Annotated in this window: 19 protein-coding genes and 1 pseudogene; 10 read left to right on the top strand and 10 right to left on the bottom strand. The window is 67.2% G+C overall.

The features are described from left to right. Positions 1-280: 280 nt before the first annotated feature. Positions 281-856: a helix-turn-helix domain-containing protein gene (locus tag Q1J95_RS07320; RefSeq protein ID WP_300266755.1), complete on the bottom strand. Its 576-nt coding sequence runs from the start codon at positions 854-856 to the stop codon at positions 281-283. Positions 857-904: 48 nt separating this feature from the next. On the opposite strand from Q1J95_RS07320, the gene Q1J95_RS07315 reads away from it, so the two are divergent. The 3 genes from Q1J95_RS07315 (at position 905) to Q1J95_RS07305 (ending at position 3,639) form a co-directional block, all read left to right on the top strand. Next, the gene (locus Q1J95_RS07315; protein WP_300266754.1) at positions 905-2,725 is read left to right on the top strand and encodes an FAD-dependent oxidoreductase; all 1,821 of its coding nucleotides are present in this window, start codon (positions 905-907) and stop codon (positions 2,723-2,725) included. A gap of 137 nt (positions 2,726-2,862) precedes the next feature. Beyond that, positions 2,863-3,120 (top strand): sugar ABC transporter ATPase, encoded by a 258-nt coding sequence (locus Q1J95_RS07310; RefSeq protein WP_300266753.1) that lies wholly within the window; start codon positions 2,863-2,865, stop codon positions 3,118-3,120. A gap of 15 nt (positions 3,121-3,135) precedes the next feature. Continuing rightward, positions 3,136-3,639 (top strand): GAF domain-containing protein, encoded by a 504-nt coding sequence (locus tag Q1J95_RS07305; RefSeq protein WP_300266752.1) that lies wholly within the window; start codon positions 3,136-3,138, stop codon positions 3,637-3,639. A 33-nt stretch (positions 3,640-3,672) separates the two neighbouring features. Here Q1J95_RS07305 and Q1J95_RS07300 read toward each other — a convergent pair whose 3' ends face one another. The 5 genes from Q1J95_RS07300 to Q1J95_RS07280 form a co-directional block, all read right to left on the bottom strand. Next, a complete protein-coding gene (locus tag Q1J95_RS07300) occupies positions 3,673-4,623 on the bottom strand; it encodes a Vms1/Ankzf1 family peptidyl-tRNA hydrolase (protein ID WP_300266751.1) in 951 nt (316 codons plus the stop codon). Positions 4,624-4,781: 158 nt separating this feature from the next. After that, the gene (locus Q1J95_RS07295; protein ID WP_300266750.1) at positions 4,782-4,988 is read right to left on the bottom strand and encodes a hypothetical protein; all 207 of its coding nucleotides are present in this window, start codon (positions 4,986-4,988) and stop codon (positions 4,782-4,784) included. A gap of 84 nt (positions 4,989-5,072) precedes the next feature. Further along, complete coding sequence (locus Q1J95_RS07290; RefSeq protein ID WP_300266749.1) at positions 5,073-5,744, bottom strand: NAD(P)-binding domain-containing protein; 672 nt, start codon at positions 5,742-5,744, stop codon at positions 5,073-5,075. A gap of 39 nt (positions 5,745-5,783) precedes the next feature. Further along, positions 5,784-6,428 carry a DedA family protein gene (locus tag Q1J95_RS07285; protein WP_300266748.1) on the bottom strand — a complete coding sequence of 215 codons (645 nt, stop codon included), beginning with the start codon at positions 6,426-6,428 and terminating at the stop codon, positions 5,784-5,786. A gap of 49 nt (positions 6,429-6,477) precedes the next feature. After that, positions 6,478-7,425: an isoprenylcysteine carboxylmethyltransferase family protein gene (locus Q1J95_RS07280; protein ID WP_300266746.1), complete on the bottom strand. Its 948-nt coding sequence runs from the start codon at positions 7,423-7,425 to the stop codon at positions 6,478-6,480. A 66-nt stretch (positions 7,426-7,491) separates the two neighbouring features. Between Q1J95_RS07280 and Q1J95_RS07275 the strand changes: the two genes are divergently transcribed. Both Q1J95_RS07275 and Q1J95_RS07270 read left to right on the top strand, forming a co-directional pair. Continuing rightward, positions 7,492-8,148 (top strand): TMEM175 family protein, encoded by a 657-nt coding sequence (locus tag Q1J95_RS07275; protein WP_300266745.1) that lies wholly within the window; start codon positions 7,492-7,494, stop codon positions 8,146-8,148. 28 nt (positions 8,149-8,176) lie between these two features. After that, a complete protein-coding gene (locus Q1J95_RS07270; protein WP_300266744.1) occupies positions 8,177-8,557 on the top strand; it encodes a hypothetical protein in 381 nt (126 codons plus the stop codon). A gap of 47 nt (positions 8,558-8,604) precedes the next feature. On the opposite strand, the gene Q1J95_RS07265 is transcribed toward Q1J95_RS07270, so the two are convergent. The 3 genes from Q1J95_RS07265 to Q1J95_RS07255 are packed head-to-tail and all read right to left on the bottom strand — an operon-like array spanning position 8,605 to position 14,221. Beyond that, positions 8,605-12,006: an error-prone DNA polymerase gene (locus Q1J95_RS07265; RefSeq protein ID WP_300266743.1), complete on the bottom strand. Its 3,402-nt coding sequence runs from the start codon at positions 12,004-12,006 to the stop codon at positions 8,605-8,607. After that, entirely contained in the window at positions 12,006-13,514 is a 1,509-nt protein-coding gene (locus Q1J95_RS07260) for a DNA polymerase Y family protein (protein ID WP_300266742.1), read from the bottom strand. Before Q1J95_RS07260 ends, Q1J95_RS07265 begins: the two co-directional genes overlap by 1 nt. Further along, positions 13,511-14,221 carry a hypothetical protein gene (locus Q1J95_RS07255; RefSeq protein WP_300266741.1) on the bottom strand — a complete coding sequence of 237 codons (711 nt, stop codon included), beginning with the start codon at positions 14,219-14,221 and terminating at the stop codon, positions 13,511-13,513. The genes Q1J95_RS07260 and Q1J95_RS07255 overlap by 4 nt, the downstream gene beginning before the upstream one ends. 124 nt (positions 14,222-14,345) lie before the next feature. On the opposite strand from Q1J95_RS07255, the gene Q1J95_RS07250 reads away from it, so the two are divergent. The 5 genes from Q1J95_RS07250 to Q1J95_RS07230 are packed head-to-tail and all read left to right on the top strand — an operon-like array spanning position 14,346 to position 18,549. Next, complete coding sequence (locus Q1J95_RS07250; protein ID WP_300266740.1) at positions 14,346-14,828, top strand: A24 family peptidase; 483 nt, start codon at positions 14,346-14,348, stop codon at positions 14,826-14,828. 54 nt (positions 14,829-14,882) lie between these two features. Continuing rightward, a complete protein-coding gene (locus Q1J95_RS07245) occupies positions 14,883-15,500 on the top strand; it encodes a CYTH domain-containing protein (protein WP_300266739.1) in 618 nt (205 codons plus the stop codon). Between the two features lie 46 nt (positions 15,501-15,546). Then, positions 15,547-16,692, top strand: a complete 1,146-nt coding sequence (locus Q1J95_RS07240) for a type III polyketide synthase (protein ID WP_300266738.1) — start codon at positions 15,547-15,549, stop codon at positions 16,690-16,692. Between the two features lie 5 nt (positions 16,693-16,697). After that, the gene (locus Q1J95_RS07235; RefSeq protein WP_300266737.1) at positions 16,698-17,414 is read left to right on the top strand and encodes a methyltransferase domain-containing protein; all 717 of its coding nucleotides are present in this window, start codon (positions 16,698-16,700) and stop codon (positions 17,412-17,414) included. Next, on the top strand, positions 17,401-18,549 hold the full coding sequence (locus Q1J95_RS07230) for an NAD(P)/FAD-dependent oxidoreductase (RefSeq protein ID WP_300266735.1): 1,149 nt from the start codon (positions 17,401-17,403) through the stop codon (positions 18,547-18,549). The genes Q1J95_RS07235 and Q1J95_RS07230 overlap by 14 nt, the downstream gene beginning before the upstream one ends. Positions 18,550-18,558: 9 nt before the next feature. Here Q1J95_RS07230 and Q1J95_RS07225 read toward each other — a convergent pair. Then, positions 18,559-18,709: pseudogene (locus Q1J95_RS07225) on the bottom strand (dihydrolipoyl dehydrogenase); the annotation flags it as partial.

Genomic DNA, 18,709 nt, shown 5'->3' with positions numbered 1-18,709 from the left:
CTGGCCGAGCAGACCTCCCTCGGAGCTGCTTCCCTCGCGGCTCCGGTGATGGGAGCGTTCATTCTGCTCGCCTACGCGTGCGTCGCTGGGCTTCTCGCGATACTCGTTCCTCTTCGCCGCGACCTCAGGTGACGAGTCAGCAGCATCCAGCGGCGCGCGTGCATCCCGCATCCGGTGCGCTAGTTTCGGTTCAGGCCATGCCGACGGGTGTCTAGAGCCTCTTTGAAATGGCTCTCTGCTGCGTCGATATCCCGCGGAGCAGAGGTAACGCTCGAGGCGATCATCTTTGGTGGCGGTCGCCCGGAAGATGCGCCTGCTCGCCGCCGTGATCGAAGATCGTCAGCATCTCGACCGGGCCGTCATGCGCCTCGATCAGGTGCGGCGTCATGGTGTCGAACTCGACCGCCTGCCCGGGGTGCACCATGATCGTCCGGGTGCCGAGCTGAAGCCGAGCAACCCCGCTGAGCACGGTGAACCATTCATACCCGGGGTGCACCTGTGGCGTGGTGAGCTCACGCTCTTTCGTGATGCGCATCTTCGCGATCGTCACACCGCGCCGATCGCGCTCTCGAGACAGTATCCAGTAGGTCGTCCCGTCCATCGACTCCGGCTCGGGACGAATCACGATGTCGTCGGCGCCCTCGGGCTCGACAAGCTGATCCAGTGAGGTGCCCAGCGCCTTCGCGATAGCGACCAGCTGCTCCAGCGCGATGCGCTGGTGACCGGTCTCGATGCGACTGAGCGTCGATGGTGACAGAAAGCACCGCGCGGCAAGCGTCTCGAGCGTCCACGATCGGGCGATACGCAGTCCGCGGATGCGCTGGCGAACGACCGACTCCGTCTTTTCTTGCGTCATATGCAAGAGTTTATCCTCCAGACGGGAATCGTGGGTAGCGTCTCTCTCATGACCCGCGAACACACCCCCGACACCCACCACCTGCCGCACGAGCTGTGGCACTCCCTGCCCGGCGGCTTCGCCGACTACCTCGACGCCGGAGCACAACTCGGCGCCCCCATCCGCGACAGCGTCCTCGACCAGCTGACCGACGCGCACGATACCGCTCCGGCCACGATTGTCGATCTCGGTTCGGGCGTCGGCGCCGACGCCGTCGCCCTCGCGAAGCGCTACCCAGAAGCCCGCGTGCATGCGATCGACGTCTCGGCAGAACTTCTGGAACACGTCGCGTCGCGCGCCACCGCCGAGGGCGTCACCGACCGCATCAAACAGCACCTCACCGACCTCGACAGCGACTGGCCGGCAGCGATTCCGCAGGGCGTCGACCTGGCCTGGGCTTCTCTGTCGCTGCATCACATCGCCGACCCCGCAGCCGTGCTGCAACGCGCCTTCGACGCACTCTGCCCCGGCGGAAAGCTCGTGCTGACTGAATTCTCCGGCCACGAGAGCTTCACCCCGAACGATCTCGGCACCGGCCGCACCGGCATCCGCGACCGCGTCGCCCCCGCGCCCGGCAGACCCGGCGCAGACACCGACTGGGCGCAGCTGCTTTCCGACGCCGGTTTCGCGCCCGCAGACAGCAGCGAGCACGCGCTCGTCGCGCACGGGACCACGCCCGCGGGAGCGCAGTTCCTCGCCGCACGCCTGAGCACGCTGCGCGACCTGCACAGCCACGACCTCACCGATGACGACCTGTCGGCCCTGGACGCTGTGATCGCCGACCTCACGGCCGGAACCTCGCAGATCTCATTCATCGATGGGCGCAAAGTCTGGATCGCGACCCGCCCCGAAACCCAGCCGCCGGCGAAAGTCATCGAAGCGGATGCCGTGGTGCTCGGTGGCGGTGCCGCCGGGCTCGCGGCATCCGTCGCCCTCGGTCGCTCCCGACGCCGGGTGGTCGTGATCGACGACGGAAAGCCCCGCAACGCACCCGCCGACGGAGCACACAACGTGCTGGGCAACGAGGGCATCGCACCCGGCGAACTGCTCGCCCGCGGGCGTGCAGAGGCGGAGTCGTACGGGGTGCAGATTCTGCACGGGCGAGCGACCGGCGTGTCAGGAACCATCGACGACTTCACCGTGGACGTGGCAGGCAGCACCCATCGCGTGCACGCGCGCCGCATCATTCTGGCCACGGGGCTCGTCGACGACCTCCCCGCCATCCCCGGCATCGCGCAGGGGTGGGGGCAGAGCGTTCTGCACTGCCCGTTCTGCCACGGATGGGAAGTGCAGGGCGAGCGCATCGGAATCATCAGCAGCGACGAGGTCGCCATTCACCAGGCGCTGCTGTTCGCGCAGCTCAGCGACCGCGTCACCGTGTTCCTCCACGAGGCCGCCACCCCGACGGAAGAGCAGCGTGAGCAGCTGGCGGCGCTGAACGTCGAGGTCGTCGCATCCCGTGTGAACCGCCTGCTCATGGACGGATCTCAGGTGCGCGCGATCGAACTGGACGGCGGCCGCACCGTCGCACTCGACGCCGTCGTCGTCGCCCCGCGGTTCCACGCTCGAACCGCGCTCTACGAGGCGCTGGGCGGCATCGCCGAAGAGACCCCCTTCGGCATGCAGATCCCCAGCGACCCTCGGGGGATGACCCCCGTTCCCGGTGTGTGGGCGGCAGGGAACTCCGCTCAGCCCATGGCCATGGTCGTCGCATCCGCCGCATCGGGAGTCACCGCCGGAGCGGGCGTACACGGCGACATGGCTTTCGCCGACCTGGGCCGTGCCGTACAGGAACGCCGCGGAGAATCTATCGTCGCTCAGCGGCGATAGGCCGGAGGATCGAGGCCTCGCGTATCGCGGGCCGTCAACCCGTGACGAGTCAACCCCCTCACACCCGACGGCAGACAAAGTCCAGACTGAGCGCAGAACGGCGGTGCATCCGTCCTTCTGCAGACAGAGGAGGAGACATGAACTCGACACCGGACGACCCGGCCCAGGCGGAATGGGAGCGCACCGAAGCTCTCGACAACGGCGCTTCGGAGAGTGACCTGGACGCGGCGACCGCGACCGGAGGTGACCCCAGCGAGATTCCGGATGCTGATGATGAGATCCCGATCGAGGATTTGCACGGCTCCGCCGAGCAGTCCGAGTCTCAGGGCGCCAATCCGGTCATCGCGGATTTGGGCGCTGAGGGCGAAGGAGATGTCGCCCCCGAAGACGTCTGACCCGGCTGAATGAGCATGACCGGTGCGAACGCTGTGTCGGTGTTTCGTGCGCCCATGCGCTCACGCGACGTCGAGGTGCCGACCGGCGCCGCAGTAGAGCGAGCCCTGGAAACGGCCGTTTGCGGGATCGGAGGGCGACTGGACCCACCGCCGCGAACACTCGATGAGGCGATCACGCGCACCGATCAGAACCGGGGTGAGCGGGCCGCGCGCCGGCTTGAGAGATTTGCAGCCGCGCCCCGCGGCGCGTTCGTCTGGACCCGTGACGCCCAGGCCTTCTTGTGGCTCGGCAGAATCACCGGAAGCTGGCGATATGACGATAGCGCGAAGGCGGCAGAAGCAGATCTGGTGCATATCCGTGCCGTCGATTGGCTCAGCGACCCGGTTCCGCACGATCAGGCCCCGCCCTCGGTACACATCGCTTTCGCCCGTGGCGGCCGTAATTGGCAACGCATCCGACCGCCGGATGCGTCAGCGATCAGCGCGGACCTGTGGTGCGAGGGTGAACAGCGCAGGTGACGAGTGTCGCGCGGCACGCGCCGCCATGGGAAATCATCGCGGCCAGCGCAGCACCGCCAACGGCGGGCGCGGGGCGCGATGCTCCCGCGGGGCATCCTCGGCATCCGGTTCGTCTCCGGCGATGAGAATCCGCGCGTCGGTGAGAATCGCGGCGCGAACCAGCGCTTCAGCGGCCGGGACCCGCGCGACGATCCCGACATCCAGATCGTCGTCCGAGCCGACCCAGGGCGGTGCCTCCAGCGCATCCAGCAGCTGATCCGATTCCGCCAGGCGGGCATCCAACAGCAACGTCTCCACCTGTGCCTGCTGGAGCGCGGCCACGATCTCGGGGATGCCGTGCGCTCCTCGTCGTCCGTTATCGACGTCAGCACGGTCCGAGGCGTCGGCGACCGCTTCGTCATGGTGCGATTCGAGTTCTTCGGCGATCGCCGAATCGAGCAGCCCGTCGTCAGCGCCGGCTGCACGCGTATGCGCTTCGACATCGACGACGAGCCGCCGGGCCGCGTCAGAGAGCTCATCGCGCAGAAGCTGTCGCGCACGCACGTCACCGGAGACGATGAGAAAAGCCGGAGCATTCTCACGAACCAGAGCGTTGACCGTGTCGGCGACCTCGCGCTGGTTGAGCTTCCAGATCTCCTCCGATGTTCTCTGATACCGCGCCTCCGACAGTCCACCAGCGTGCACCTTGGGAAGCGCGTCCGTTCGTCCCTCGATCTCCTCCACAAGTTCTGGGATCCGTCCCGCCCGTTCCCGTCGCACTTCTGCGCCATCGCGGCCCGTTTCCACGACGAGGTAGTGCAGGCGGTCATCACTGTGGCGTACCAGCGCCAGGAGCGGCGGAATGGCATCGTGCCCGGTGTGCTCTGGGCCGACACGCGGGCCGGGCAAGGACTCGTCGACCTCAAGCGTCCCATCCCGCGCGAGGAGATATCGCGTCGATGGCGCGGGCAGACCGGGGCGCTCACGCAAGGCGCGAGTGATCACCTCGGCGTCCGCCCCCCGGAGCGCCTGCCGAGTCCAACCGGCGACGTATCGAGTCCTGTCTCGTCTCCTCGACGACCTGAGGCTCTTCACCCGGACCGTCCACGTAGGCGAACGTCCACGGTCCCTTCTCCCGCAGTAGGGTGGCCACTCGATCCTGATCAAGCATCATCGGCCTCCGGGTCCTCGCCGGTGAAGGCTCGCTCCACATCGGCGGCATCGGTGTCATCGGGAAGTGGCTCGGTCTCCCGGAACGGCTCCGCATGCGGCCGGTCGCCATGACCTTGGACCATGCCGCGTGTCTCCTGCTCCATCTGGTCGTCGAGAGCCGGACCGTGTTTCGTGTTCCCTCTCTGGGCGTCGCTCATCTCAGATCCCTTCGTCGATGTGTCAGCCACCGTAGGGCCGATTCTCACCGCAGGGGACCGGGTTGACGAGCGCAGTCGGGCCCGCTAGCCGGAGTTCGCCCGCGCCCTGGCCACGATGATCCCGCGCTGCGAGGTCCAGAACCCGTCGAGCATGTCACGCAGCTGCGTGGCGGCGACATCGGCGCCGAACGCCTCGGCACCGGGCTCGAGCATGATGCCCGCCGACAGCGGACCGGCGGCAACCGGATCGAAACCGAGATCGTCGACCAGGCGGGCGACCTGCTCGATATCGTCACTATGATCACCGGCAATGGCGATCGCCTTGCGCTCGGGCATTCCGGTCGGACGAGCCTCGTCTTCGAGATCTTGATACCCCATATGGCTCAGGGCTTTCACGACGCGAGCGCCGTCGAGATGCGCCTGCACGAGCTCGCTCGTCGACGTGCGCGGATCATTCAGATCATCACGGATGCCGTCGGATGCCCACCAGTAGTTCATCGCATCCAACACGAGTTTTCCGCGGAGGGCCTCAGCGGGCAGCATCCGATAGTTGCCCAGCGGGAGCGCCAGGATCACGGCATCCGACTCGTCAACGAGAGTGTCGACAGACACGGCCTCGGCGCCGAGCGCCTGCATCCGCGCCGCGATCGGCGCAGGATCCCCCGAGCGCGCGACGAGCACACGATACCCGGCCGATGCCGCCAGCCGGGTCAGCACACTGCCGAGGCGGCCAGCCCCGATGATGCCGAGCTTCATTCCGCCATCGTACGGTCTTCCCCGCCCGCCACGGGCCGCTCAGTCGACCGCGACGCGATTGCGCCGCACCTGACGCACCCGAATGAAGATCCAGACCGCCACGGCGATGACGACGACGGCGATGACGACCTTCTGGAAGATGCCGGCGTACTCCTCGACGACGTGCCAGTTCGCCCCCAAGAAGAAGCCAGCCAACACGAAGATCGTGTTCCAGATGGCGCTGCCCGCCGTGGTGAGCAGGGTGAACCGCAGCAGCGGCATCCGTTCGATGCCCGCCGGAATCGAGATCAGACTCCGGAAGATCGGAATCATGCGCCCGAAGAACACCGCTTTCGAGCCGTGCTTGTCGAACCACGCCTCGGTGCGCTCGACGTCGGCGGCCTTGATGAGCGGCAGCCGCTCGACAATCGCATACATGCGGCGCCGACCCAGCCACGCGCCGATACCGTACAGCGCGAGTGCGCCGATAACCGACCCCAGTGTCGTCCAGATCAGCACCTCGACGAGGCCGAGGGTTCCCTTCGCCGCGGTGAACCCGGCCAGAGGCAGGATGATCTCGCTTGGCAGCGGCGGAAACAAGTTCTCCAAGGCGATCGCCAGGCCAGCACCCATGCCGCCGAGGGTCTCCATGAGCGAGATGGCCCACGTCGCGATGGCGTTGAGATTCTCCGCTCCGGATTCCATGATTATCCAGCGTAGAAGAACGCTCCTGTGTGATCGCGGAGAGTGCCGGTCATGCGCGCGGCGCGACGGGCACGAACGGCGTGATCCTGGGCAGCCAGCATCGCACGCGGCGCGCGTAGTCGGCGTAGGCCGGCCCGAACCGGGCCACCAGGTCGCGCTCTTCCAGCGGGCGAACAACCCCGTTCCACACCAGCGAGCCGCACAGTGCATAGGTGACGACCAGCCACGACCCCGCCATCAGCCCCACAGCCGCTCCCTGAGCGATACCCGCCAGCGCCATCGGGTTGCGCACGAACCGGTACGGGCCCGCGATCACCAGGGTGCGCGCGGTGGCTGACGGAAGCGGCGTGCCAGCGCCTCGGGTCGACATCGCGATCGCCGACCAGATTCCCAACGCGCTCGCCGCGATGAGCACGACGAGCCCCGCCCAGCGCACGGCGATCGGAAAGGCGACATGCAACGCCCAGCGCTGTTCGAGTATGACGATCACGGCAGGAAAGACGACGAGAAACAGGCCCCAGAAGACGAATACCTGCACGCCCGTGCGGACAACATGCGTGCGCGCCTGGGCGATCGGCGCCACGGTGATGCGAAACGGGCCGAACAGGATCCACCCGACGGGAAGGCGCCCGAGCCGTACCACGAGGCCCGCCGCGACACTTCCGGCGGTCGCTGCGGCCATGACCAGCACGCCCCAGCCGGCCTCGCCGCTCAGCGTGGCGTAGATCGCCATGCCGGATGTCACCACCGCAGCCCACGGTGCGACGACCCAGGCCAGGCGGCGGACGCCGAAAGCGATCAGCGCAGAGGCGACCACGAACAGCGGAATATCGACGATGGCGATGAGAACCGGATCCAGCCCGCCGAGCGTGAGGGTGCGAATGCTGTCGCTGGCGAACACCCCCACCCACCACAGCGCCGCCGCAACCGCCTGAAATGCGAAATAGACGCGCCCCGCGCGAGCGCCGAGACGCTCAAACAGCGAAGACGACGACATGCTGTGAGTATAGGAGAGAGCGCACAGGCCATTGCCAGACGCACCCGGGTTCGCCAGGGTGGGAGCGTGAGAATACACAGCGAGGGGCTGCTTCGACGCGACTCCGCCGAGTTCGATCGCGGCGTCAGCTTCTACGATGCCGTCTACGGGTTCGCCGTCACCTTGCTCATAGCCAACGTCGACGCGCCACCGGCCGAAGCATGGCAGGATCTTTCGTCGCTGCTGGCAACGGGCGTGCTGCATCAGCTCGGCGGCTTCGCGCTGAGCTTCATCGTCATCGCCGTGTTCTGGCGGATCAACGTCAAACTCGTCCAACGCATATCAGCGATGGATGCGGCAACGACCGCGGCGAACCTGGCAGCGGCGGCCTTCGTGATTCTCATCCCCTTCACGACGCAGGGAATCAGCGACCCCGGGTCGGCAGAATTCGCCCTGCCGACCGTGTTCTACGCCGCCAACATCGCCGTCGTGTCGCTGCTGCAACTGGGCGTGTTCGAAGTGGCGCGTGCGCGCGGCCTCGAGATCGAACCGCTCACGAAGAAAGAGCACCGCCGATTCGTTCTCGATGCGCTTCCGACCTCTGTGGTCTTCCTCGCCTCCATCCCGGTCGCGCTGCTGTGGAGCCCCGAGGCAGGAAAGCTCACCTGGCTGGCGCTCATCGTGATCGGCCCGCTCACCGCGCGCCTGCTGCAGCGCGGTGCCGTTTCACAGCCTGAGGATTAGTTCACAGCGTGAGGATTAGAGTGAGCACATGGACAGGACGGTCGTCTTCTCGCTCTCAGCGCCGATCTCGCGCGGGCATCGGATCGAGGTCACCCAGACGCACGATGAATCCGGCAGCGCATCCATCGCCGCGATCGTCGACATCGATGCCGGGGTGCGCTTCGAACGCTCCGATGCGCCGACCGGACAGACATCGAGATGGATGGGCACGGTGGTGGCCTGCACGGTGACCGGATCCGCGAGCCGCGTGCGCACGACGCTGGTCGTTGACGCGGTGCGCCCGGGCACAGCCGAAAGCGATGCGGCGCTGCGAGAAGCGGATGCCGCGGCAGACGCCGCGCGCGACGAAGCACTCCGGTGGGGCGGGACAGACCGCGAACCGGAGCCGGAGACGCCACGATTCTGGTGACGCGCTGGCTCTGGTGACGCGCTGGCTTCGGGGCGCGGGAGCCGGGGTCAGCGGAAATCACGAGAACGATGCTCCAGACCGGTGCGCAGATCTTGGAAAGCGTCGGCGAGAACGTTGATGACGCCCTCGGGGGAGCGCTCCAGGATGCCGCGCACGATCAACGCGGGTGAATCTCTCGCGACGCGAAGATAGCGAGTCCAGACGCCCGCCGAGCAGACCACATTGACGAGCCCGTGCTCGTCCTCCAGGTTCACGAATGTGACCCCCGCGGCCGTCGCCGGTCGCTGACGATGCGTCACGAGACCGGCGACCTCGATGCGCCGACCGACCTCATGCTCACGCAAACCGGCAGAGGTGAGCACACCGCGCTCGTTCAACGCCGAGCGGAAATGAGCCATCGGATGATCATCGGCAGAGACACCGGTGCTGCTGAGGTCAGCGGCCAGCTGCTCGTAGCTGCTCTGGTCGGTGAACAACGGCGGCTGCACGGACACCGTCGTGCCGGGAAGGAAACGTGAGCGATCTTCTGCCGCGGCGCCGGCGAGCCAGATCGCCTCGCGCCGACTCAACCCGAGACATTCGAACGCGCCAGCCGTGGCCAGAGACTCCAGCTGGGCCGCGGTGGCATCGGTGCGGCGCACCAGATCATGCAGATCGCGGTAGGGACCGTTCTCACTGCGTTCTGTGACGATTCGTTCGGCCAGCGCTGTGCCGATACCGCGCACATCGGCAAGCCCCAGCCGCACAGCGAACGCCTCATCCCGCCGGTGCGCGGGCGACTCATCAGGGGCATCGAGGCGGAAAGGCCCGGCGGCGGGATGCTCCGAGAGCAGACAGGCGCTTTGCCCCGAAGGGACGGGGGCATCGTTCGAGCGCTCCAGCGTTGCCGAGACATCCGACGCATGCAGATCAGGGCGGCGCACCTCGACACCGTGCCGACGGGCATCAGCCGTCAACGTCGCCGGAGAATAGAATCCCATCGGCTGCGAACGCAGCAGCCCGGCGAGAAAAGCGGCGGGGTAGTGCAGCTTCAGCCAGGAGCTGGCATACACGAGAAGCGCGAACGACAGCGAGTGCGACTCCGCGAAACCGAAATGCGCGAACGCCTGAATCTGCGCATAGATGCGGTCAGCGGTGACCTCGTCGAGCCCCTTCTCGGCCATGCCGGCATACAGCTTCTCTTGAATCCGCTCGATCTTCTCTTGCCCGCGTTTGGATCCCATCGCCCGGCGCAGCAGATCAGCCTCATCCGCCGTGCAATCGCCGAGAGCGGTCGCCATCTGAATGAGCTGTTCCTGGAAGATGGGGATCCCCAAGGTGCGCTTCAGGATCGGCTCTAACACCGGGTGGGCATAGGTGACCTCTTCTCTGTTCAGCTTTCGACGGACGAACGGGTGCACCGCCCCGCCCTGGATGGGCCCCGGTCGGATGAGCGCGATCTGAATGACCAGGTCGTAGAAGCAGCGCGGCTGCAGGCGGGGGAGCAGCCCCATCTGCGCGCGGGACTCGACCTGGAACACCCCGATCGAATCCGCACGGCAGAGCATGTCGTACACCGCCGACTCTTCCTTCGGCAGCGTCTGCAGCGTCCAGCTCTCACCCGTGGACTCGGCGATGAGAGTGAAGCAGTGCTGCAGCGCAGCCAGCATGCCCAACCCCAGCAGGTCGAACTTCACCAGCCCCATCCACGCCGCATCGTCTTTATCCCACTGGATGACCGTGCGATCTTTCATCCGCGCATGCTCCACCGGCACGACCTCACCCACGGGTCTCGCCGTGAGCACCATTCCGCCCGAGTGAATGCCCAGGTGCCGCGGCGCCTTCAGCAGCTCACCGGCGTACTCCAGCACGTTCTCGGGAATGTCATGCCCGACAGCGGGCTCGAGCGCGGCGCCCCACCCGGAGACCTGTTTCGACCAGGCGTCCTGCTGGCCGGAGGCGTGCCCGAGCGCCCGGGCCATATCGCGCACCGCGTTCTTCGGACGGTACTGGATCACATTCGCCACCTGCGCGGCGCGCTCACGGCCATAGGTCTCATAGACCCACTGGATGATCTCTTCACGACGATCGGAATCGAAATCCACATCGATATCCGGCTCTTCCTCACGCGTGGTCGCGAGGAACCGCTCGAAAGGAAGACGGTAGAGAATCGGATCGACCGCAGTGATGCCCAGCAGATAGCAGACCGCGCTCGCCGCGGCTGACCCGCGCCCCTGACAGAGGATGCCGCGGCGCTTCGCCTCGGTGACGATGCCGTGCACGATGAGGAAATACCCGGGGAAGTCTTTCTCTTCGATCACCGCCAGCTCGCGGGTAATGCGCTCTCGTCCTTCTCGGTCGAGCTGCGGATACACCGTCGGGACCGCCTCCCACACGAGCGCACGCAGATGACTCATCGGCGTGTGCCCCGGCGGCACCTTCTGCCGCGGCAGGGCGGGTCGCGCACGTCGCAACTCGAACGCGGCATCGGCGGCGATGCGCAACCCCTCGGAGATCGCCCCGGGGTAGCGGCGAAAACGGGTCGCCATCTCAGCGCCGCTGCGCAGATGCGCCGCATCATGTGCGGGGAGCCAGCCGTCCAGCTCGTCCAAGCCTCGCGTCGCACGAACCGCGGCGACGGCCTCGGCGAGCCTCGCGCGCTCGGGTGCGGTGTAGTGCACGTTGTTCGTCGCCACGATCGGCAGCCGGTGGCTCGTCGCAAGATCCGCGAGAGCATCGTTGCGGCGCGTGTCTTGCGGGTCGCCGTGATCGATGAGCTCGACCACGACCTGATCGTGTCCGAAGAGGTCGACCAAGTGGCGCAGCGGTGTCACGGCATCCCCTCGGGCAAGCCCCTGGCGCACCGCGCCCTTGCGGCACCCGGTCAGGATCGTCCAATGCCCCTCGGCGCTCGCGGCGAGGTCGTCGAGATCGTAGACCGGTCGGCCCTTCTCGCCGCCGCGCAGCTGCGCTCTCGTGATGGCGCCGGAGAGCCGGTGATACCCCTCCATTCCGCGGGCGAGGACGAGTAGATGCTCGCCGAGCGGATCGGGGACGCCGCTCTGGGGCGCGGGCAGCCCGAGTGACAGCTCGGCGCCGAACACGGTCTGCACCTGAGCGCCGCTCACATCGGCCGCCTCAGCGAAGCGGGCAGCGCCGTAGAAGCCATCGTGATCGGTGATCGCGAGCGCTGTGAGCCCGAGGCGCTCTGCCTCGGCGACGAGATCTTCGGGAGCACTGGCCCCGTCGAGAAACGAGAACGAGGAGTGCGCGTGCAGCTCGGCGTAGGGGACGGCATCTTCCGGCCGGGCGATCGGCGCAGGCGGCGGTGCCTTTCTGCGCTGGCTGCTCGGACCGTGGTCCCGGCGGCGAGACGGTGCGTCATCGGCGCTGGGGCGGCGGGGCTGCGTGGGTGCGCTGAGCGTCTGCTCGAGCTCTTTCCACGGCATCGGCGGGTTGTGCCATCCCATCAGCGATACCGTCCTTCAGCCCACCAGGCCTCGTCTTCGAACAGCACGAGCCAGGCACCTTGCGCCTCATCCACGATCTGGAACCGGTGAGCGCGGCGGGCGCGATCACGATCCCACCCCCGCTCGCGCAGCGGCCAAGGGCCAGCCCAGCTCAGAATCGGGGTCTCGTCGATGGCGGCGGGAGCAGCCGAGAGGTCCCCGCGATCGTCGACCGCTGGCACCGTGCCGTCTGCGGCCGTCACACGCACCGACTGCGGCGGGGAGAATATCTCGGAAGGGTACGGCGGCGGCAGACTCCCGGGCCAGGGGAGTGCCCGGTCGCGCTCTGGCGGCACCTTGTCGCCCCAGGGCTGGAGCAGCTGCCGATCTGCGAGCCGGCGCCCGCCGATGACGACCGGAGTGACGACGCCGCGGTGGCCGAGCATCGCCTGAACCCGTGACACGGCATGGTGCAGTCGCTCGTGCGGGCCCTGGCCGAACAGCCCCGGCTGGTGGTGGGAGCTGTCATCGACTCGGGTCGGGGTGATTCGCACCTCGGCGATTCCGGCGGATGCCTCGCTCGGGCGCAGCCCCTCGAGCTGCCAGCGCACCCGATCGACCAGATCGCTTGCCTCGAAAGAGGTCGGATGCATCCACACTCGGGAGGAGACGCCGCCGTTGTCGTCGGTGAGGTCGATGCGCACCTCGGTGCACACCTGTGAGAGCTCAGCGAGTGCGGTGGCGACGGCATCCGCTGTCTGCCTTACCGCGAAAGCCACCTGATCGGCATGCTCGAGCGGGGAGTCGAAGACGACCTCACGCGCGAGTTCTGGCTCGGGTTGCTGCGGCGTCAGCGGGCGTGAATCAGCTCCGGAGGCCAGCGCATGAAGCCGAACGCCGCGCTCGCCCAGTCGGTCGCGGATATCGCCTTCGGCAAGAGCGGCGAACTCGGCGAGAGTGCGGATGCCCAGCCGCTGCAGCAGCCCGGCCACCTCAGCGTCGTCCAGCGTCTGCACCGGAAGCGGAGCGAGAAACTCCCGCGAAGCGCCCGGGGCGACGATGCGTGCGGGCGAAGCCAGCCGCGCGGCCTGTTCTGCTGTGAAGAGGCCATCGGCAACCGCCGCGCGGGAGCCGGGGTACCCCTGAACGGCGAGTTCGTCGATGAGCCGCAGCGCAGCCTGCTCTTCTCCGCCATAGTAACGTGCGGCGCCGCGGGCGCGGAGCGCGGCGAGCCCGGGGCGCAACGGCTGCACACCGGGTACCAGGTCTTCGAGCAGTCGCAGCACCGGTACGAAGGCTCGTTCATCTCGTCGCGGATCGGCAGGGATCAGCTGCAGCGCAGGTGAGCGTGATTGCGCGAGTCGGCGACGCTGGCCGCGCCGCACGCCGTGAGCGCGGGCTGTCGCCGAACAGGCGATGACCAGATTCGCCTGCACGATCGCGACCGGCTCATCGGCAGAGGCGGCGCCGAGTGCGGCGCGCACCGGCCAATCGGGAAGCCACAGCACGAGGTGGCGTGGCGGCATCATCCGGTCGCCGCCAGTTCTGTCGCAGCGGGCGCAGAGGTGATCGTGTGCACGGGAGCGACCCGGGTGCCGACCTGCCCGAGGGAGGTGGGCAACTGCACGCGCACACGCCGCGACGCACCGTAGCGGCGCCCGGAAGCACGCAGGGTCACCGTGCGATCGGCCAGAAGCCCCCACCCGGTGCCCAGCCCGTGCCACTCGGACTCTTCGACGCGGATCGTGGCCTCGCTCTGCGGCCATTCAGCGGTGACCAGCAGCGTGCAGCCGCGATCACGCAGCCGAGCGTTCAACCGGGCGATATCGGCATCGGCCACGCGGCTGCGTGGATGCACCGCGATCAGGGGAATCACCTCAGAGAGCGCGGTGGCGACCGTCAGCCAGCGCGGACCGGGATCGGGAACGAGCACGAGACGCTCGAGATCGACCCCGAACCCGGCCAACGCCTCGATGCCGACGGTGGGCATGCCGATGACCGCACACCACGAGCCCTTCTGCGAGGGGGCGGCGAGTAGGGCACCCAGCAGGCTCGGCGAGGGAGAGATCGAGTACGACGAGCCGACGCGCAACCCCGCATCGGGCAGCAGCGAGGCCAGAGCCGGATCGAGCGGCAGGAAGGGCACATCGCTGCGTCGCCGCTGCATGCGCGCGATCTCGCTGCGCAGGCGATGCAGATCGTGCGCGCGGGCCGCTGAGATCTCTGGGGTGCCCATGATTCCATCCTCGAAGATAAGTGCGAATATATCAACTGCATCTCTGAGCGTAATTCGCACATCGGACATCGGAGTTATCCACAGGGTCACATCGCGAGAAGCGCCGTTCTCGTACCCTTCGAAGATGACCTCGCCCCCTATCGCGTATGCGTCCGTCGTCGTTCTCGCGCATCTCGTGCTGCTGGGAATCGGCGTCTGGCTGCTGATCATCGATGCGCGAACACATCGGCTTCCGAACCGCATCGTGCTGCCGACGCTCGGCGGCGCGATCGTGCTCGTCATGGCGGACGCTCTGGTGACAGGGGAGGTATGGACGCTTGCCCGTTCGGTCGGCGGGATGCTCATTCTCGGCGGCTTCTACGCCGTGATGCGCGCCGCCAGCCGCGGCGGCATCGGCGGCGGGGACGTGAAGCTCGCAGCGGTCATCGGCGTCGTGCTGGGCTGGCACGGCTGGGAACAGCTCGTCATCGGCGCTGCAGCGGCCTTCGTGCTGGCCGCGCTCTATGCGCTCGTGCTGATGGCGCTGCGGCGAGCTACGCGCTCCACACGTATCGCCTTCGGCCCGTGGATGATCGTCGGGGCGCTGATCGGCGTCGTGCTGACCTGATCGCAGGCGCCCCACGATCACGGCATCCCACCGCTCGACGCCTAAAATATGCCCATGACGACTGAGCCCTCACGCGCGATCGAGATCGAACGCAAATACGACGTCGATGTCGATATGGCCCTGCCGGTATGGGAGGGAATCCCGGGGGTGACCGCTGTCACCGACGGTGAGTTGCGTGCGCTGGATGCGCGCTACTTCGACACGATGGATGCTGCGCTCTCACGTGCCGGTGTCGCCCTGCGCCGTCGCACGGGCGGCTCCGATGAGGGCTGGCATGTGAAAGGCCCCCGTGAGGGGGACGGCCGTCTCGAGCTGGGCTGGCCGCTCGGCGAAGACGATGGTGTGCCCGACGCTGTCGCCCGTGCGATCGCACGCTGGACGACGAGTCCGCTCAGCTCACTCGCCCGTATCGAGAACGATCGCACCGCCTACCTGCTCACCGGTCCTTCCGGGACCGTGGCCGAGTTCGTCGACGATCGGGTGCGCGCGACTGACCTGCGTGCAGGAGAACAGCGCGAATGGCGCGAGTGGGAGATGGAGCTCGGGCCTGCCGCTGCGCCAGACGTCGCCGGACGGGAGGCGTTCTTCGCCGCGGTCGAGGCGGCGATCTTCGCCGCTGGAGGGCGGCACGCGGCATCCGGATCGAAGCTCGCCCGCGCCCTCGGTTTCTGAACGCAACCCCCTTTATTCAGGTTGCCGTGCGTGCTTGAGTGACCTCATGAGAAACTCCGCGGTCCTCCGCTCCCTGCAGACGATCGTCCCTGACACGACGCTGAGACAGGACGAGGTGCGCGATGTGTTCGCCGCGCAACCCGATCTCGGACGATTGGCGAAGCGCATTGTCACAGCATCCTTCAACGGGTCGGGCATCGAGACCCGATACACCGTGCTCGATGAGCTGTCACTGGCCGCGGACGTGGAGACATCGTTGTTCTACGACCGAGACAGCGGCGCGTTGCTGTCACCAGGAACGAAGGTGCGCAATGAGATCTACGTGCGCGAGGCCGGGAAGCTCTACGTCGAAGCGGCCCGTCGTGCGCTCGACGCCGACCCAGATATCACCGCTGCTGACATCACGCATGTGATCACCGTCTCGTGCACCGGGTTTCATGCGCCGGGTCCTGACTATGAGATCGTCCGCGGGCTCGGCCTGGCAGACAGCGTGCAGCGCTATCACTTCGGGTTCATGGGATGCTACGCCTCCATGCCCGCCCTGAAAGCGGCGAGTCAGTTCTGCGCAGCAGACGCGGACGCCGTCGTGCTCGTCGTCAGCGTGGAACTGTGCACGCTGCACCTGCGCTCCACCGAGGATCCCGACATGATCGTGGCCACATCGCTCTTCGCCGATGGGGCGGCCGCGGGCCTCGTCACCGCCAGGGACGTCGATTCCGAGACGCCGGGCTTCTCGCTGGACCGCTTCCACACGGGCATCATTCCGGACGGGAAGGACGACATGGCGTGGACGATCGGTGATGAAGGCTTTGAGATGGTCCTCTCCACCGCGGTCCCGCAGCTCATCGGCGAGAACGTCTTCGACGCGCTCCGTCCGCTGTACGCCGGGGAGGACTCCCTCGCCGCGGCCTTCGATGACGGCACAGTCGGCGAGCAGGTCGCGCACTGGGCGATCCATCCCGGCGGACGCAGCATCCTGGACCGCGTCGAGGAACGACTCGCTCTCTCAGAACAGCAGATGCATCCGGCTCGAGAAGTGCTCCGGCATTACGGAAACATGTCCAGCGCCACGGTGCTGTTCGTGCTGCGTCGCATCCTGGAAGAAGAGGGCGCCCACGCGGGGGAACGCGTGGTGGCGATGGCATTCGGACCAGGGCTGACCGCCGAGAGCGCCCTGATGACAGTCGTCTGACGCCGATGGCCGTTGACCTCACCAGCCGCGCCGTCGACGCCCGAGAGCTGATGGACGACCCGCACGCGGACCAGGACATGCTGGAGCGAACCTACGAGCGTTTCTCGCTCGTGAACGCCGTGGTCTCACGGTGGCGATCGGTGTATCGGCGCGACATCCGTCCGCGAGCACAGCAGGCACCGCTCCGGGTTCTCGACGTGGGCGCAGGCGGCGGCGACGTATCGCGCGCCATCGCCGCATGGGCGAGCAAGGACGCGCTGCCGATCACCGTGACAGCTCTCGATGCTGATCCGCGGGCGATTCAATGGGCGCGCGGTCGCGGCTCCGCGGTCGAATACCGGTGTGCGTACACGGGAGAGCTCGCCGACGCTGATGAGCGCTTCGATGTGGTGATCTCCAACCATCTGCTGCACCACCTGTCAGGCGATGAGCTGGCCGGCGTGCTGCGTGATTGCGCCCGTCTCGTCGGCGACGGCGGCATCGTCATCCATCGTGATATCGAACGCAGCAGGTTCGCGTATCGTGCATTCGCCGCAGCGACGTGGCCATTCGCTGCGACCCTTCTCGCCGACTCCTTCATCCGGGTGGATGGGCTCACCAGCATCCGCCGGGCATATACCGCAGATGAGCTCGCATCGACTGCGCCGAGCGGGTGGCGGGTGCGACGAGCCTTTCCCGCTCGGGTCGAGTTGCGGTGGGAGGCGTCCCGTGCCGGATCATGACGTTGCGATCGTCGGGGCGGGGCCGGTCGGATTGCTCGCGGCGTGTCTGCTCGCGCAGGCAGAGATCGATGTCGCTGTTTACGAACGACGCGTCGATGACGATGACCGGTCGAAGGCCATCGGGATTCATCCTCCCGGATTTGCCGCGCTGGATGCTGTCGGCGTGGGAGATGAGGTAGAAGACGAGGCGCTCGCGCTGGACGGGGGCGACGTGCTCTGGGACGGTCGCGTACTGGCTTCCCTCTCGTTCTCTGCGCAACAGCGGGTGCTCGTTCTCCCACAGCGTCGAACACACGCGCTGCTGATGCAACGCCTTCGTCAGTTGCCCTCGGCGAGACTGCTCACCGGTCATGAGGTGCGTCACGTGCGGAATGAAGAGGGGATGGTGCATCTCGAACTCGACACAGCCGGCGCACCGCCGCGGCACGCCACCGCATTTTTCGTCGTCGCTGCAGATGGGGTGCGCAGCGGAATTCGCCGCCGGCTCGGCATCGGCTGGCGCAGGCGATACGGCAACGGTTCATACGCGATGGTGGACATCGCGCACGAACGGGACGACGCCCGCGTCCAATTGCACTGTGAGAGCGCCGGACTGGTCGAATCGTTTCCTCTTCCGCACGGTCAGCGGCGCTGGGTCGCCGCTGAAACGCAGGGCGCGCTGGGGGAGGCAGACGCGTTCGTCGACGCGATTCGAGAGCGCACCGGTCGCCAGCTGGAACTTCCTGCCGGACTTTCTCCCACCGTGTTCCGGGCGCAGCAACACCATGCCGCGCGCCTGAGTGCAGGACGTGTCGTCCTGCTCGGCGATGCCGCACATGAAGTCAGTCCGATCGGCGGGCAGGGGATGAACCTGGGGTGGGCGGCAGCGCTCGAGCTCGCTGCCGCACTGGAGCGTTCTTTGACAGGTGCACGGCCCGAGTTTCGGGAGTACGAGCGGCGCGTCCAACACGCAGTCGCTCGCGCTCAGCGCCGCTCGGCGTTCTACATGACGGTCGGCCACGCAACGAAGGGGCCGGCTCTCGCCGTCCGCAACGGTGCGATCAGGCTGCTCGGAACAGCACCGTTGCGGCGCGGCACCACGAACATGATCACCATGCAGGGCGGGGCCGCCCCCTTCAGCGTGCGACGCCGATGAACGTGTCGATCAGAAGTTGATCATGTGGCCGGCGAGGCCGTGGAAGCCCTCCTGCAGCGCCTCCGACAGCGTCGGATGCGTGTGCACGTTGCGGGCGAGCTCCAAAGCGGTGAGATCCCACTTCTGAGCCAGCGTCAGCTCGGGAAGCAGCTCGGAGACG

This window comes from Microbacterium sp. (assembly GCF_029263575.1).
Taxonomy (GTDB): Bacteria; Actinomycetota; Actinomycetes; order Actinomycetales; family Microbacteriaceae; genus Microbacterium.
Note: the sequence above shows the minus strand (reverse complement) of the source record. Positions and strands in the feature narration are given on the sequence as shown.